Source organism: Mesorhizobium sp. B2-6-2 (assembly GCF_006440615.1).
Taxonomy (GTDB): domain Bacteria; phylum Pseudomonadota; class Alphaproteobacteria; order Rhizobiales; family Rhizobiaceae; genus Mesorhizobium.
This window is the reverse complement of the sequence record NZ_VFUG01000008.1, coordinates 155,868-171,017: the sequence shown is the minus strand read 5'-3', so window position 1 is coordinate 171,017 and position 15,150 is coordinate 155,868. Positions and strand designations below refer to the sequence as shown.

General features: G+C 60.7%; 14 protein-coding genes. All 14 read left to right on the top strand.

What is annotated here, in order from left to right; genetic code table 11:
* Window position 1: 1 nt before the first annotated feature.
* Window positions 2–796 carry a transglutaminase family protein gene (locus tag FJ419_RS18110; RefSeq protein WP_140696242.1) on the top strand — a complete coding sequence of 265 codons (795 nt, stop codon included), beginning with the start codon at window positions 2–4 and terminating at the stop codon, window positions 794–796.
* Between the two features lie 32 nt (window positions 797–828).
* A complete protein-coding gene (locus FJ419_RS18105; protein WP_140696239.1) occupies window positions 829–1,560 on the top strand; it encodes a peptidase in 732 nt (243 codons plus the stop codon).
* Between the two features lie 58 nt (window positions 1,561–1,618).
* The gene (locus FJ419_RS31445; protein WP_281405825.1) at window positions 1,619–1,753 is read left to right on the top strand and encodes a hypothetical protein; all 135 of its coding nucleotides are present in this window, start codon (window positions 1,619–1,621) and stop codon (window positions 1,751–1,753) included.
* Between the two features lie 151 nt (window positions 1,754–1,904).
* On the top strand, window positions 1,905–2,672 hold the full coding sequence (locus tag FJ419_RS18100; RefSeq protein WP_140545843.1) for a DeoR/GlpR family DNA-binding transcription regulator: 768 nt from the start codon (window positions 1,905–1,907) through the stop codon (window positions 2,670–2,672).
* Between the two features lie 127 nt (window positions 2,673–2,799).
* On the top strand, window positions 2,800–4,326 hold the full coding sequence (glpD, locus tag FJ419_RS18095) for a glycerol-3-phosphate dehydrogenase (protein WP_140696236.1): 1,527 nt from the start codon (window positions 2,800–2,802) through the stop codon (window positions 4,324–4,326).
* A 39-nt stretch (window positions 4,327–4,365) separates the two neighbouring features.
* Window positions 4,366–5,445, top strand: coding sequence for an ABC transporter ATP-binding protein (locus FJ419_RS18090; protein ID WP_140627777.1), 1,080 nt, complete (start codon window positions 4,366–4,368; stop codon window positions 5,443–5,445).
* 10 nt (window positions 5,446–5,455) lie between these two features.
* On the top strand, window positions 5,456–6,523 hold the full coding sequence (locus FJ419_RS18085) for an ABC transporter ATP-binding protein (RefSeq protein WP_140627778.1): 1,068 nt from the start codon (window positions 5,456–5,458) through the stop codon (window positions 6,521–6,523).
* Window positions 6,524–7,390 (top strand): sugar ABC transporter permease, encoded by an 867-nt coding sequence (locus FJ419_RS18080; protein ID WP_140696233.1) that lies wholly within the window; start codon window positions 6,524–6,526, stop codon window positions 7,388–7,390. It abuts the gene before it with no gap.
* 3 nt (window positions 7,391–7,393) lie between these two features.
* Window positions 7,394–8,302, top strand: a complete 909-nt coding sequence (locus tag FJ419_RS18075; protein ID WP_140696230.1) for a carbohydrate ABC transporter permease — start codon at window positions 7,394–7,396, stop codon at window positions 8,300–8,302.
* Between the two features lie 3 nt (window positions 8,303–8,305).
* Window positions 8,306–8,593 (top strand): DUF2160 domain-containing protein, encoded by a 288-nt coding sequence (locus FJ419_RS18070; RefSeq protein WP_140672830.1) that lies wholly within the window; start codon window positions 8,306–8,308, stop codon window positions 8,591–8,593.
* Between the two features lie 76 nt (window positions 8,594–8,669).
* Window positions 8,670–10,400, top strand: a complete 1,731-nt coding sequence (locus FJ419_RS18065) for an ABC transporter substrate-binding protein (RefSeq protein WP_140696227.1) — start codon at window positions 8,670–8,672, stop codon at window positions 10,398–10,400.
* A 90-nt stretch (window positions 10,401–10,490) separates the two neighbouring features.
* The gene (gene glpK, locus FJ419_RS18060) at window positions 10,491–11,984 is read left to right on the top strand and encodes a glycerol kinase GlpK (protein ID WP_140696224.1); all 1,494 of its coding nucleotides are present in this window, start codon (window positions 10,491–10,493) and stop codon (window positions 11,982–11,984) included.
* 450 nt (window positions 11,985–12,434) lie between these two features.
* Complete coding sequence (locus FJ419_RS18055; RefSeq protein ID WP_140696221.1) at window positions 12,435–13,355, top strand: glycosyltransferase family A protein; 921 nt, start codon at window positions 12,435–12,437, stop codon at window positions 13,353–13,355.
* Between the two features lie 184 nt (window positions 13,356–13,539).
* Entirely contained in the window at window positions 13,540–15,042 is a 1,503-nt protein-coding gene (locus tag FJ419_RS18050; RefSeq protein WP_246679238.1) for a hypothetical protein, read from the top strand.
* The last annotated feature ends 108 nt before the right edge of the window (window positions 15,043–15,150 follow it).

Here is a 15,150-nt window from a genome sequence, read left to right as displayed (position 1 = left end):
TATGCGGCTCAAGATCACCCATCGTACCGAGTACCGCTACGATCAGCCGGTGCAGTATCTGCTGCAGCGGCTGCGCCTTTGGCCTTCCAGCGGACGCACGCAGACCATCGGCTCCTGGGCGATCAAGGTCGAAGGCGCGCGCGAGGAGGTGCGCTTCACCGATCATTTCGGCAACGAGACGCGGCTGGTGAGCGCCGAGAGCGGCCAGAATTCGATCACCGTCGAGGCAGCCGGAGACGTAACCACGCATGACACGGCGGGCGTGACGGGTCCGCATCAGGGCTTTGCGCCGCTCTGGCTATTCGCACAGCAGACGCAACTCACCGCCGCCGGCGAGGGCATACGCGAACTGGCCGGCACGCTGGGCCAGGGCACCGAGATCGAGCGACTGCACCGGCTGATGGGCGCTATCGGCGAACGCGTTGCCTACAGGCCGGGCGCGACCAGCGTCGTGACGCCGGCGGAGGAAGCGCTGGCGTTGAAGTCCGGCGTCTGCCAGGACCACAGCCACATCTTCATCGCCACCGCCGTCGCCCTCGGCTTTCCCGCACGCTATGTCAGCGGCTATCTGATGATGGATGCGGCCGTCGAGCAGGCGGCAAGCCATGCCTGGGCCGAGGCCTATGTCGTGGGGCTCGGATGGGTTGCCTTCGACCCGGCGAACGGTATCTCTCCCGACGAACGCTATGTGCGGGTGGCGACGGGGCGTGACTATCGCGATGCCTCGCCGGTGTCGGGGATACTGCTGGGGCAGGCGCAAGAGAAGCTTGCCGTCACCGTCACGGTAGAGCAGTAATCTGCGCCGGAATCGCTAGCAAAAGAGCAATCATGACCTATTGCGTCGGCCTCAAGATCGATAGCGGGCTCGTGTTCATGTCGGACACGCGCACCAATGCCGGCATGGATTCGATCTCGACCTTCAAGAAGATGCATGTGTGGGAACAGCCCGGCGAGCGCGTCATCGTGCTGATGTCGGCGGGCAACCTTGCCACGACGCAGGCGGTTGTCAGCCTGCTCGACGAGCGTAACAAGGCGGTCGGCGACCGTCATCCGAAGCTGCTCGAAACTCCCTCCATGTACCAGACGGTGCGGCTGGTCGGCGATGCAGTGAAGGAAGTGATAGAGCATGCCTCGCTCAACGGCGACAAGGCGGATTCCTACTTCAATGCCTCCTTCATCCTCGGCGGCCAGATCAAGGGCAGCCCGCCCAGACTGTTCATGATCTATCCGGAAGGCAATTTCATCGAGTCGACCGACGACACGCCTTTCTTCCAGATCGGCGAGACGAAATACGGCAAGCCGATCATCATCCGTGCCTATGATCGGGCAATGAGCCTGGCCGAAACGGTGAAGCTGCTTCTGGTGTCGTTCGACTCGACGCTGAAATCCAACCTCTCGGTCGGGCTGCCGCTCGATCTGCTGTTCCTGGAACAGGATGCGCTCAGGGTGGGGCTAAACCGACGGATCGGCCATGATGATCCTTACTACCGCACCATATCGGACGGCTGGTCCAACGCGTTGAAAATCGCTTTTTCAAATCTGCCGGACTTTCCAGGATAGGGCTTTCCGAGAGCGGTTCGACCGGCCGGTATCTTCGCCGGCCGCTGGGAGGGAAAATATGGACAGCGACGAATTCCGCGATTGGTCGAGGCGCGCCGCCGACTGGGACGCCGACTATCGCGCCAGTCTGCGAGACGGTCCGGTGCGGACGGCGATCGCGCCGCAGATGTTGACGCGGCGTTCGACGGCATAACCGAGATTGCACGGCGCTTATCCTGAGGCGGCAGATCTGTTCCGCACTGGTTTGCCTTTTGCAATCAGGTGATTTTCGTTAGCCGGCTTATACCTTTTCTTCGCTTTCGTTTTCCGATATAGACGGAAAAAACGAAAATGGAGGACGCGCAATGTTTCTTTCGCCACGCCATGCCGAGATCATCCAGAGGGCGAAAGACCATGGCCGGGTCCTGGTCGATGACCTGGCGACGCATTTCAACGTGACGCCGCAGACCATCCGCAAGGACCTCAACGATCTGTGCGATCAGCGCCTGCTGACCCGTATCCATGGCGGTGCGCTGTTCCCGTCCGGCATCGAGAACATGGAGTACGAGGCACGCCGCAAGATTGCCGCCGACGAGAAGGAGGCGATCGGCAGCGCGGCGGCGCGGCTGATTCCCGACAATGCCTCGCTGTTCATCAATATCGGCACCACCACCGAGGCCGTCAGCAAGGCGCTGCTCGACCATAACGGGCTTATGGTCATCACCAATAATATCAATGTTGCCAATAGGATGCGCATCTACCCCACGATCGAGGTGGTGATCGCCGGCGGCGTTGTGCGCGGTTCCGACGGTGGCATTGTCGGCGAGGCAGCCGTCGATTTCATCCGCCAGTTCAAGGTCGATTACGCCGTCATCGGCGCCTCGGCGATCGATCATGACGGCGCGTTGCTCGACTTCGATTTCCGCGAGGTGAAGGTTGCGCAGGCTATCATCGCAAATGCTCGCCACGTCATTCTGGTTTCCGACCGGACGAAATTCGAACGCACCGCGCCGGTCCGGATTGGCCATCTTTCGCAGGTGAATACCTTCATCACCGATCGTTGCGAGATCCCGTCGATTCGCAGGATTTGCGAGGAAACCGAAGTCCGGCTGATCGAGACAGCGTTCGAATAGGCACGCCTCGACGGCTTGCTCAACCGACTGCGATATTTCGTTTGACATTCGCTTTGAGTTCGAAATAATTCCGTCACGGTTTCGTAAAACACAAAAATGGTGCAATGCGAAATCGTTGGAGGATTCTTTGGACGCATCTCCGATCCATGACATTTTCGTCATCGGCGGCGGCATCAACGGCTGCGGCATAGCCCGCGATGCCGTTGGCCGCGGATTTTCAGTTTACCTTGCCGAAATGAACGATCTCGCCAGCGGGACTTCCTCCGGCTCGACCAAGCTCATCCATGGCGGGCTGCGTTATCTCGAATTCTACGAGTTCCGGCTGGTGCGCGAAGCGCTGATGGAGCGCGAGGTTCTGTGGAAGAACGCGCCGCACATCATCTGGCCGATGCGCTTCGTGCTGCCCTATGCCAAGGGTCTCAGGCCCGCCTGGCTGATCCGGCTGGGACTGTTCCTTTACGATCATATCGGCGGGCGCAAGCTGCTGCCAGCGACGAAGACGCTGGACATGGCCCGCGATCCGGCAGGCAAGCCGCTCAAGCCATTGTTCCGCAAGGCTTTCGAGTATTCGGACGGTTGGGTCAACGACGCGCGCCTGGTGGCGCTGAACGCGCGTGACGCCGCCAACCGGGGTGCCATTATCCGCACCCGCACAAAAGTCGTCAGCGCGCGGCGCGACGGTGCGCTTTGGACCGTGAAGGTGCAGAATGTGCTTACCGGTGAAACCGAAGAGGTTCGCGCGCGGCTTCTCGTCAACGCCGCCGGCCCCTGGGTCGATCACGTGCTCTCGACCGCGGTCGGCCAGAACGACGTCCACAATGTCCGCCTCGTGCAGGGCAGCCACATCGTCATCAACAAGAAGTTCGACGACCCGCGCGCCTATTTCTTCCAGAACAAGGACGGCCGCATCATCTTCGCCATTCCTTACGAGGAAGAATTCACGCTGATCGGCACCACCGATCGCGACTATCCGGGCGATCCGCATGAGGTGAAGATCTCCGACACCGAGATCGACTATCTGTGCGCCGCGGCAAGCGAATATTTCGCGCAGCCGGTGAAGCGCTCCGATATCGTCTGGACCTATTCGGCGGTGCGCCCGCTCTATGACGACGGCGCCTCGAAGGCGCAGGAAGCAACGCGCGATTATGTGCTGAAGGCGGATGGCGGGGAGGGTGCTGCCCCCTTGCTCAACGCCTTCGGCGGCAAGATCACCACCTTCCGCCGGCTGGCGGAATCGATGTTGGAGAAGATCGAAGGTTTTCTCGGCAAGCGCGGCAGGCCGTGGACGCATGATGCGCCGCTGCCCGGCGGCGATTTCGCCGCGACCGGCTTCGATGCCCAGGTTGCCAGGCTGAAGAGCGCCTATCCGTTCCTTGACCAGCGGCTGGCGCGCCGCTTCACCCGGCTTTACGGCACGCGGGCGGAAAGGCTGCTCGGGCTCGCCAAGTCGAATGCCGATCTCGGCCGCAATTTCGGCGCCGATCTTTTTGAGGCGGAAGTTCGCTATCTGGCCGAAAACGAATGGGCGGTCACCGCCGAGGACGTGTTGTGGCGCCGCACCAAGCGCGGACTGCATTTCAGCCGCGAGCAGACGGCGGCATTGGAAGAATTCATGCGCGGACTGAGCGGCCGTCATGTCGCGGCGGCGGAATGAGGATCGGCCGCTGATGCGCAAGGCCTGGGAGGAGGCGTGATGCTGGAATTGAGGAACGTGACGAAGACCGTCGGCGCGCAGGAGCATATCCGCGACGTGTCGCTGACGCTTCAGCACGGCTCGCTGAACGTCCTGCTTGGGCCGACGCTCTCCGGCAAGACCAGCCTGATGCGGCTGATGGCTGGCCTCGACGCGCCGACTTCCGGCTCGGTCTGGTTCGACGGCAAGGACGTCACCGGACAGAAGGTGCAGAAGCGCAACGTCGCCATGGTCTACCAGCAGTTCATCAACTACCCGGCGATGACTGTCTACGAGAACATCGCCTCGCCGCTGCGGGTGGCCGGCGTCGAGCAGGCGAAGATCGACAAGGAGGTGCGCAACGCGGCGGCGCTCTTGAAGCTCACGCCTTATCTCGACCGCACGCCGCTCAGCCTGTCCGGCGGCCAGCAGCAACGCACCGCGCTTGCCCGCGCCATCGTCAAGAATGCCAGCCTGGTGTTGCTCGACGAGCCTTTGGCCAATCTCGACTACAAGCTGCGCGAGGAATTGCGCGCCGAATTGCCGAAGATCTTCGCGGCGGCCGGCACGATCTTCGTTTATGCCACGACCGAGCCGCACGAGGCCCTTTTGCTCGGCGGCAACACGGCAACGCTTTCGGAAGGCCGCGTCACGCAATTTGGCCCGACGGTCGAAGTGTTCCGCAAGCCCGTCGACCTGGTGACGGCGCGGACCTTCGCCGATCCGCCGCTCAACACCATCGTGCTCTCCAAGAAGGGGTCGGATTTCCTGCTCGAAGGCGGCGTCAAGCTGCCGGTGCCGACGGAACTCGCCGGCATTGCGGACGCCAGCTACACGATCGGCTTCCAGCCGCATCATTTGTCGCTGGAGCGGCCGAACGCCGGCGCCGTGCCGGTGCGGGCCAAGGTCACCATCACGGAGATCACCGGCTCGGAAAGCTTCGTCCATCTCGATTTCGCCGATGCGCGCTGGGTGATGCTTGCGCATGGCATTCTCGATTTCGAGACGGACGACGAGGTCGAGGTGTTCATCGACCCGCGCCACATCATGGTATTCGACCATAACGGCCGCGCCGTGACGGCGTCGAAGCTGGCGGCCTGAGGAGAAAACGATGGCGCGCATCGAGGTCAACCACATCCGTCATTCCTACCTGCCCAACCCGCAGAAGGATTCCGACTTCGCTCTGAAGGAAGTGCACCACACTTTCGAGGATGGCGGCGCCTACGCGCTGCTCGGGCCTTCGGGCTGCGGCAAGACCACCTTGCTCAATATCATTTCGGGACTGCTGCACCCCTCGCACGGCAAGTTGCTGTTCAATGGCCGGGACGTGACCAGGCTGTCGACGCAGGAGCGCAATATCGCGCAGGTGTTCCAGTTCCCGGTCATTTACGACACCATGACCGTCTACGACAATCTGGCTTTCCCCCTGCGCAACCGGCGCGTGCCGGAAGCCGATGTCGACCGCAAGGTGCGCGAGACGCTTGACATGATCGATCTCGCTTCGATGGCGAACAGGAAGGCGCGCCGGCTCACCGCGGACCAGAAGCAGAAGATCTCGCTTGGACGCGGCCTGGTTCGCTCCGACGTCAATGCCATCCTGTTCGACGAGCCGCTGACGGTCATCGACCCGCATATGAAGTGGGTGCTGCGCTCGCAGTTGAAGCAACTGCACCGCCGCTTCGGCTACACCATGGTCTATGTCACGCATGACCAGACCGAAGCGCTGACTTTCGCCGACCGCGTCGTGGTCATGTATGACGGCGAGATCGTGCAGATCGGCACGCCTGCCGAACTTTTCGAGCGGCCGCGCCACACCTTCGTCGGCTATTTCATCGGCTCGCCGGGCATGAACGTGCTGCCGGTTGCGCTGGAAGGCAGGACGGCGAAGCTCGGTGCCCAGCGCATCGAGTTACCCGGCGTGCCCAAGGCCGAAGCCGGCGCCGTCGAGCTCGGCATCCGTCCCGAATATGTGCGGCTCGGCCGCGAGGGCATGGCGGTGCAGGTCAGCAAAGTCGAGGACGTCGGCCGCCACAAGGTCGTGCGCGCCAACCTCGAGGGCAGGGAGATCGCCGCGGTGATCGGCGAGGACGACGAGGTGCCGGCCGAACCGAAAGTCCGCTTCGATCCGGCCGGCATCAACATCTATGCCGATTCCTGGCGCGTCGAGATGGGGGCATAGATGGACAAGACCTGGAACAACAAGGCCTGGTTCCTTGTCCTGCCGGTGCTGGTGCTGGTGGCGTTCTCGGCCGTCATCCCGCTGATGACGGTCGTCAACTATTCGGTGCAGGACACGTTCGGCAACAACGTCTTCTTCTGGGCCGGCACCGAATGGTTCGAGGAACTGCTGCACTCCGACCGCTTCTGGGAAGCGATGGTGAGCAACCTGGTCTTCTCCTTCATCATCCTGGCGATCGAGGTGCCGCTCGGCATCTTCATCGCGCTCAACATGCCGAAGAAGGGCTGGGGCGTGCCGGTCTGCCTGGTGCTGATGGCGCTGCCGCTGCTCATTCCGTGGAATGTCGTGGGCACGATCTGGCAGGTGTTCGGCCGCAACGACATCGGCCTGCTCGGCTATTACATCAATGCGCTCGGCATCGACTACAACTACGTCCAGGATCCGATCGATGCCTGGGTCACCGTCATCATCATGGATGTCTGGCACTGGACCAGCCTGGTCGTGCTGCTTTGCTATGCTGGCCTGGTCTCGATTCCCGATGCCTTCTACCAGGCTGCCAAGATCGACGGCGCCTCACGCTGGGCTGTGTTCCGCTACATCCAGCTGCCCAAGATGCAGCGCGTGTTGCTGATCGCCGTGCTGTTGCGCTTCATGGACAGTTTCATGATCTATACCGAGCCCTTCGTCGTCACCGGCGGCGGTCCCGGCAATTCGACCACCTTTCTGTCGATTGACCTGGTCAAGACGGCGCTCGGCCAGTTCGACCTCGGTCCGGCGGCGGCGATGTCGCTGGTCTACTTCCTGATTATCCTGTTGTTGTCATGGGTGTTCTACACCGTGATGACCAATTACGATGCGGAGCGCTAACAGATGGCGGGCGCCAACGAGACCACGCGCGTGAGCGAGACGGCAGTCACCGAAGTGGGCAGCGCGCTGTCGCAGGACGAGGTGGCGAAGCTGATGCGCCGCCGCGGCGAGGAATCGCGCTGGTGGTGGATCGTGCCGACGGTCTACATCATCGTTATCCTGCTGCCGATCTACTGGCTCATCAACATGAGCTTCAAGACCAATGCCGAGATCGTGTCGTCGCTGACGCTGTTCCCGCATAATCCGACACTGGCGAACTATCGCACCATCTTCACCGACCCGTCCTGGTATTCGGGCTACATCAATTCGATCACCTATGTGGTGATGAACATGGTGATATCGGTGGCGGTGGCGCTGCCGGCGGCCTACGCCTTCTCGCGTTACCGCTTCCTCGGCGACAAGCATTTGTTCTTCTGGCTTTTGACCAACCGCATGGCGCCGCCGGCGGTGTTCGCGCTGCCGTTCTTCCAGCTCTATTCAGCGTTCGGCCTGATCGACACCCATATTGCCGTGGCGCTGGCGCACTGCCTGTTCAACGTGCCGCTGGCGGTATGGATCCTCGAAGGCTTCATGTCCGGCGTGCCGAAGGAGATCGACGAGACCGCCTATATCGACGGCTATTCCTTCCCGCGCTTCTTTCTGAAGATTTTCATGCCGCTGATCGCGAGCGGCATCGGCGTCGCCTGCTTCTTCTGCTTCATGTTCTCGTGGGTGGAGCTCTTGATCGCGCGCACGCTGACCACGACGGACGCCAAGCCGATCGCCGCCACCATGACCCGCACGGTCTCTGCCGCCGGAATGGATTGGGGCCTGCTCGCCGCCGCCGGCGTGCTGACGCTGATCCCCGGCGCCTTGGTCATCTGGTTCGTGCGAAATTATATCGCCAAGGGCTTTGCCCTGGGGAGGGTCTAAGCGATGAACCTCGACTTCTCCTGGATGGCGTGGACGTGGCCGACGGCCGCCTTCTTCATCGTTATTGCGCTGATGCTCTTTGGCATGGGCGTCTGGGAATATGCCTCGCCCGGCGGTCATCCGCGCGTCGGGGTGCTGCGCTTCGAGACGACGCGCGGCGATCGTTTGTTCCTGTCGCTGCTTGGCAGCGCATTCATCCATCTCGCTTGGCTGGGTCTGGTTGGACCCAACCTGTGGTGGGCTCTCGCTCTCTCCGTGGTCTACGCCGTTGGCGTGTTCCGATACGTATAGAGGGGGAATAGCCGGGTCGGCCGCGTGCTGGCGGCCGCCCCGGATCGCACTTGCAACTTAAGACTGGAGGAGACACATGCGACGGCAATTTCTAACATCGACGACAGCCCTTGCTCTATTGCTCGGAGCGGGCCATGCCTATGCCGGTATGGACGAGGCAAAAGCCTTTCTCGACAAGGAGATAGGCGACCTGTCGACGCTTTCACGCGCCGACCAGGAAAAGGAAATGCAGTGGTTCATCGACGCAGCCAAGCCGTTCGCCGGCATGGACATCAAGGTCGTTTCGGAAACCATCGCCACGCACCAATACGAGTCACAGGTGCTGGCACCGGCCTTCTCCGCCATCACCGGCATCAAGGTCACACATGACGTCATCCAGGAAGGCGACGTCGTCGAGAAGATCCAGACCCAGATGCAGACCGGCCAGAACCTCTATGACGGCTGGGTCAACGACTCCGACCTGATCGGCACGCACTGGCGCTACCAGCAGGTGCGCAACCTGACCGACTGGATGGCGAACGAGGGCAAGGACGTCACCAATCCGAACCTCGACCTGAAGGACTTCATCGGCACGTCGTTCACGACGGCGCCCGACAAGAAGCTCTATCAGCTCCCCGACCAGCAGTTCGCGAACCTCTATTGGTTCCGCTACGACTGGTTCAACGACGAGAAGAACAAGGCCGACTTCAAAGCCAAATACGGCTACGACCTCGGCGTTCCCGTCAACTGGTCGGCTTATGAGGACATCGCCCAGTTCTTCACCGGCCGCGAGATCGACGGCAAGAAGGTCTACGGCCACATGGACTACGGCAAGAAGGACCCGTCGCTCGGCTGGCGGTTCACGGACGCCTGGCTGTCCATGGCCGGCAATGGCGACAAGGGCCTGCCGAATGGCCTGCCGGTTGACGAATGGGGCATCAAGGTCGACGAGCATTCGCGTCCCGTCGGCTCCTGCACCGCGCGTGGCGGCGATACCAACGGCCCGGCGGCGGTCTACTCGATCCAGAAATATCTCGACTGGCTGAAGGCCTACGCTCCGGCGGAAGCCCAGGGCATGACCTTCTCCGAATCCGGCCCAGTGCCGGCGCAGGGCGGGGTCGCGCAGCAGATCTTCTGGTACACCGCCTTCACCGCTTCGATGGTCGACGCCGGCGCCAAGGCGGTGCTGAACGACGACGGCACGCCGAAGTGGCGCATGGCGCCGTCGCCGCACGGCGTCTACTGGAAGGACGGCATGAAGCTCGGTTACCAGGACGTGGGTTCCTGGACACTGATGAAGTCGACGCCTGACGATCGCGCCAAGGCCGCCTGGCTCTACGCGCAGTTCGTCACCTCGAAGACGGTCGACGTGAAGAAGAGCCATGTCGGCTTGACCTTCATCCGCGAGAGCACGATCCACGACAAGAGCTTCACCGAGCGCGCTCCGAAGCTCGGCGGTCTGATCGAGTTCTATCGCTCGCCGGCCCGCGTCCAGTGGTCGCCGACCGGCACCAACGTGCCTGACTATCCGAAGCTGGCGCAGCTCTGGTGGCAAGCCATCGGCGATGCCTCGTCCGGCGCCAAGTCGGCCCAGGAAGCAATGGACTCGCTCTGCGCCGAGCAGGAAAAGGTCATGAGCCGCATCGAGAAGTCGGGCGTCCAGGGCGACATCGGCCCGAAGATGGCCGAAGAGCACGATCTTGCCTACTGGAACGCCGACGCGGTCAAGAAAGGCAATCTCGCTCCTCAGTTGAAGATCGAGAACGAGAAGGAAAAGCCGGTCACCATCAACTACGACGAACTGGTGAAGAGCTGGCAGCAGCAGTAACTGCGTGACGCGAGCGCGTTTGCCCATGTAGGAAGTGCAGGGGAGGCGGCTTGGCCGTCTCCCCTGTTGCATGAGAAGTGGAGGGATGGAATGAGCGGTTTTGTGCTGGCGATCGACCAGGGAACGACGTCGACCCGGGCGATCCTGTTCGACGACAAGATGAAAGTCGCCGGCAGCAGCCAGCAGGAATTCACGCAGCATTATCCGGCTTCCGGCTGGGTCGAGCATGATCCGGAAGATATCTGGGCAAGCGTTCTCGCCACGGTGAAAGCGGCTTTGAAGGCCGCCGGCCGAGCGGCATCGGATGTGGCCGCGATAGGCATCACCAACCAGCGCGAGACGGTCGTGATCTGGGACAAGGCGACAGGCAAGCCGATCCATAACGCGATCGTCTGGCAGGACAGGCGCACCGCGCCGCTGTGCCAGAAGCTGAAGAAGCAGGGGCTGGAGAAGACATTCACGAAGAAGACCGGCCTGCTGCTCGACCCCTATTTCTCCGGCACCAAGATCGCCTGGATGCTGGACAAGGTGAAGGGTGCCAGGAAGCGCGCCGAGAAGGGCGAACTGCTTGCCGGCACCATCGACAGTTTTCTCATCTGGCGGCTGACCGGCGGCCAAGTGCACGCCACCGACGCGACAAATGCTTCGCGCACGCTGGTCTACAACATCGAGAAGAATGTCTGGGACGACGAGCTGCTCTCGGTCCTGAAGATCCCGGCCGCGATCCTGCCTGAGGTGAAGGACTGCGCCGATGATTTCGGCGTCACCGAGAAGAGCCTTTTCGGAGCCGGGATGCGGATCCTCGGGGTGGCCGGCGACCAGCATGCGGCGACCATCGGCCAGGCCTGTTTCGAGCCCGGCATGATGAAATCCACCTATGGCACCGGCTGCTTCGCGCTGCTCAACACCGGCGCCGATCTGGTGCGTTCGAAGAACCGGCTTCTGACCACGATCGCCTACCGTTTGAACGGCAAGACAACCTACGCGCTGGAAGGCTCGATCTTCATCGCGGGCGCCGCCGTGCAGTGGCTGCGCGACGGCATCAAGGTGATCGGCAAGGCCGAGCAAAGCGGAGTATTGGCTGCGGCCGCTGACCCTGCGCAGCAGGTCTATCTGGTGCCAGCCTTCGTCGGCCTCGGTGCGCCGCATTGGGACGCGGATGCGCGCGGAGCGATCTTCGGGTTGACGCGCAATTCGGGCCCGGCCGAGTTCGCCCGCGCGGCACTCGAATCGGTCGCCTTCCAGACGCGCGACCTACTCGACGCGATGCGCAAGGACTGGAAAGGCGCTTCGGCCAAGACGGTGCTTCGCGTCGACGGCGGCATGGTGGCCTCCGACTGGACCATGCAGAGGCTCGCCGACATTCTCGACGCACCGGTCGACCGTCCGACGATCCTGGAGACGACGGCGCTGGGCGCGGCCTGGCTTGCCGGGTCAAAGGCCGGCGTCTGGCCAAAAGCGAAAGAATTCGCCAAGAGCTGGGCGCTGGAGCGGCGCTTCAAGCCGGAGATGGACGCGGCAACGCGCGGTGCGAAACTGGCCGGATGGCGCGACGCGGTGCGGCGGACGCTGAGCGCGAACTGAGATCGCGCCGACAAAACCGGCCTTGGAAACGAGACATTTGACCAGCATCCCGTACTGGCACAGCTCGTTTGGTTTTTGGCGACGGTATTCAGCGCGCCGGCCGTGAAAGCGGCCAGGGGAGTCGGCAGGCGTGATTTATTCGATCGGCTAGCCTCTACCACCTATTGATGCGAGAGCCGCACAGGATGCCGGCGATACAAACGCAGCTTGATAAGCATAAGCTAGCGAATTTCCAACGCTCGGTGCGGGAGCACGCCAGTGTCCGTTGTTGCTTTCATGAGAAATCAGCTCCGCGAAGGTAAGTTGGCGTCTGCTCGAGCCTGCGGATTTCGGCGTGGCGCCATGGTGGCAGGATAGACAGGGACATCTTTCGGTGGATGCCTTCACCAAGCTGCGGTCCGCACCGGCTATTCGACTTACAGACACGTCTGCTGTTCTTGGGAGAGTCAATTGAACGAAAGCGTTCCAAAGTTGTCAATTGGTCTCGCCGTCCGCAATGGCAGAGGCTGGGTCGAAAAGTGTATCCAATCAATCTTGGCTCAGGATTTTGAAGACTTCGAGCTGATTATTTCCGACAATGCGTCCGACGCGAGAGATGTTGAAGCGCTGATGGCCTTTTCACGCGCCGACCGACGTATCAATCTAAGCATCAATCCCTCGAACATCGGATTGCACCAAAATATGAACCGCGTTCTGCGCTTGTCGCGCGGCACGTACTTCCGGTGGATAAGCGCCGACGACTGGCTCGAGCCCACGTGCTTGTCGAGGTGTGTCCAAGCCCTTGAGGCGAGACCCGACGCGATCGGCGTCACAACAGGTGTGACGTTGTACGACGGAAATACGGGAAGGTGGGAGGACTTTCCTGGTGAGTTCCCATCGTCGCCAGAACCATCTCGGCGATTCGAGCGGATGTTATGGTTTTACCATGCGGGCGACGCGAAGTATGACCCAATCTATGGCGTGTTTCGACGTTCGCAGCTTATGGAAACCCAGCTGTTGCGGCGATCCGAACGGGCGGACTGGCTGTTCTGCGCGGAATTGGCACTTCGTGGGCCAATAATTCACCTTGCCGAAAGGTTGACGAACCGGACGCAGAAATCGGTTGTCGGTCGCGACATTGCCGCTTTCCTGAGGCGTCTCGATCCGGTCCGGAGTGAAGAACTCAGGACTTCGCCCTCTCGCATGCACAAAGATCTGTTGGATATCGCTTTGTCAGCCAATCTTTCGACTGAACAGAAGCGCAAATGCGAGGCGGCTCTCCGCCGCTTCTGGATCAAACAGATAGTTTGGGATGGGCGCGTTAAAGTCGCAAGCGCCCGACACAGGCTGTTCGGGCGGACGAACCAGGCGCGTCAGACCGCAACGAGGTGACGAGGCCTGGACTGCTCAAGATGACAGGCTCGTTTGCCAACGGAAGTAAGACGCGGGGAGCTTTCCGGAGGTTCGACCAATCGAACTATCAAAAATACCCAATAGGGCTATTTGTGCCTCTTCAATCCCCAAGCATGATTCAACAGCGGCCCTAGCCGGTCTTAACCCATAGACAGGTAGCAAATTGATTTCCGAAGCCGAATTGGAAGGTCAGTTCGTTGTGTCCAAGGGGCACATTCCGGCGGTGCCGGGCTCCAAGCGGGTTCAGATTAATGCGCTTTCGATTGATATCTTTCCTCGGCTTCGTTTGACCAAGGTTTTTGACAGCGACGATCAACTCATTGGCTGTCTGCTCGGAACCCCGATCGACCTCGACGGGAATAGGATACTCGATGGTCGTTACGAGCTAAAATGCGCTGCTGGCGCTGGACCGGCGCTGGACGCTTGCATTGAGAGAGAAATCTATAGGTTGGCCGGCAGCTTTGTCTTCGTTTTGGACTTGCCGCAGGCACGGAGATTGTACCTCGATGCAAATGGTACATTGTCAGTCGTATACGAGGCGGCCAATCAGGTGGCGGCGGCAACCACGTTGTTGGTTCTGGCATCGGAAAAGGAGTACGATGAACGCCTTGACCATGCCTTTTATGCCGCCCTTCGAGTTGACAGAGATGGCTGGTTTCCTGCGGGCCTTACAGCTCATGACGGCGTTAAGCGCTTGATTTGCAACCACTATCTCGATTTTGACAGCTGGAAATGCACTAGGCATTGGCCGACCGAGCCACTTACGCCGGAGTTTGACCCCGTTAGGTCGATCGGGACAATTCTGGAACACACAAGTCGCGTCATAGGAGTGCTCTCCAAGGCCGCTCAGGCACGTCTGGGTCTTACCGCCGGACTGGATACAAGGCTGGTATTGGCGTGCGCAAGAAAGTTCCTCAGCGATGTCAGCTTCATCACGGTGGACGCGCCGGGAGCCGAGTTAGATGTTTTGAGGGCGCGCGAGTTGTCACGACGCTTCGGTTTGAAGCATCAGATACTGCCCTATGTCGAGGCCAATGACGCGCAGGTGCAGACATGGCAGAGGAAGGCGAGCCATTGCGTCACTGGCATGAATATGAAAATGCATCCCAGCATGACACCTCTCGAGGACATGATATTTGTCGGAGGTTTAGGCGGTGAAGTCGGCCGTGGATTTCTCTGGTTGAACTCGGGTGATCAGACAAAGCTCGATGCCAGTGGCCTGATTGCAAGGCTCAAACTACCCCAGCATCCCCGCCTTCTGCCGGCGGTTGAGGCCTGGCTCGAGCCCCTGCAGGGTTTGGATAGTCTTCTGATACTTGATCTTGCGTATGTGGAACTGCGCATGAGTTCCTGGGGCTTTGCAGAATCCTATGCGCATCTAAGGCACGTCGAAATCAATCCGCTTATATCTCGCTCGACATATAGCGCGATGATGTCCCTGCATCCGTCGTTGCGCAGAAACAACTCCATGCTAGTCGGTGCGCTGAAGGTAGAATGGCCCGAACTGCTCGAATTTCCCATAAATTGCTACGGCAATTGGCGGGACGGTTATCATCGAGCGCGAGCTGCGATCATTAACCCGGTGCGAGCACTGAGAAAGTTGCGTCAATTGGGTTCGGCTAAATTGGTTAATTTATACAGCAAGGCAGAAAGAATTTTAAACTAGCTTGCGTCTATTGTGAGCAGTCTAGATCGGACCATCGTCTCAAGAGTTGCTGACCGTCCGGAGCATGAATTGCTTCCAGAGCGTATCACCGTTTCACGGAAATGGCGA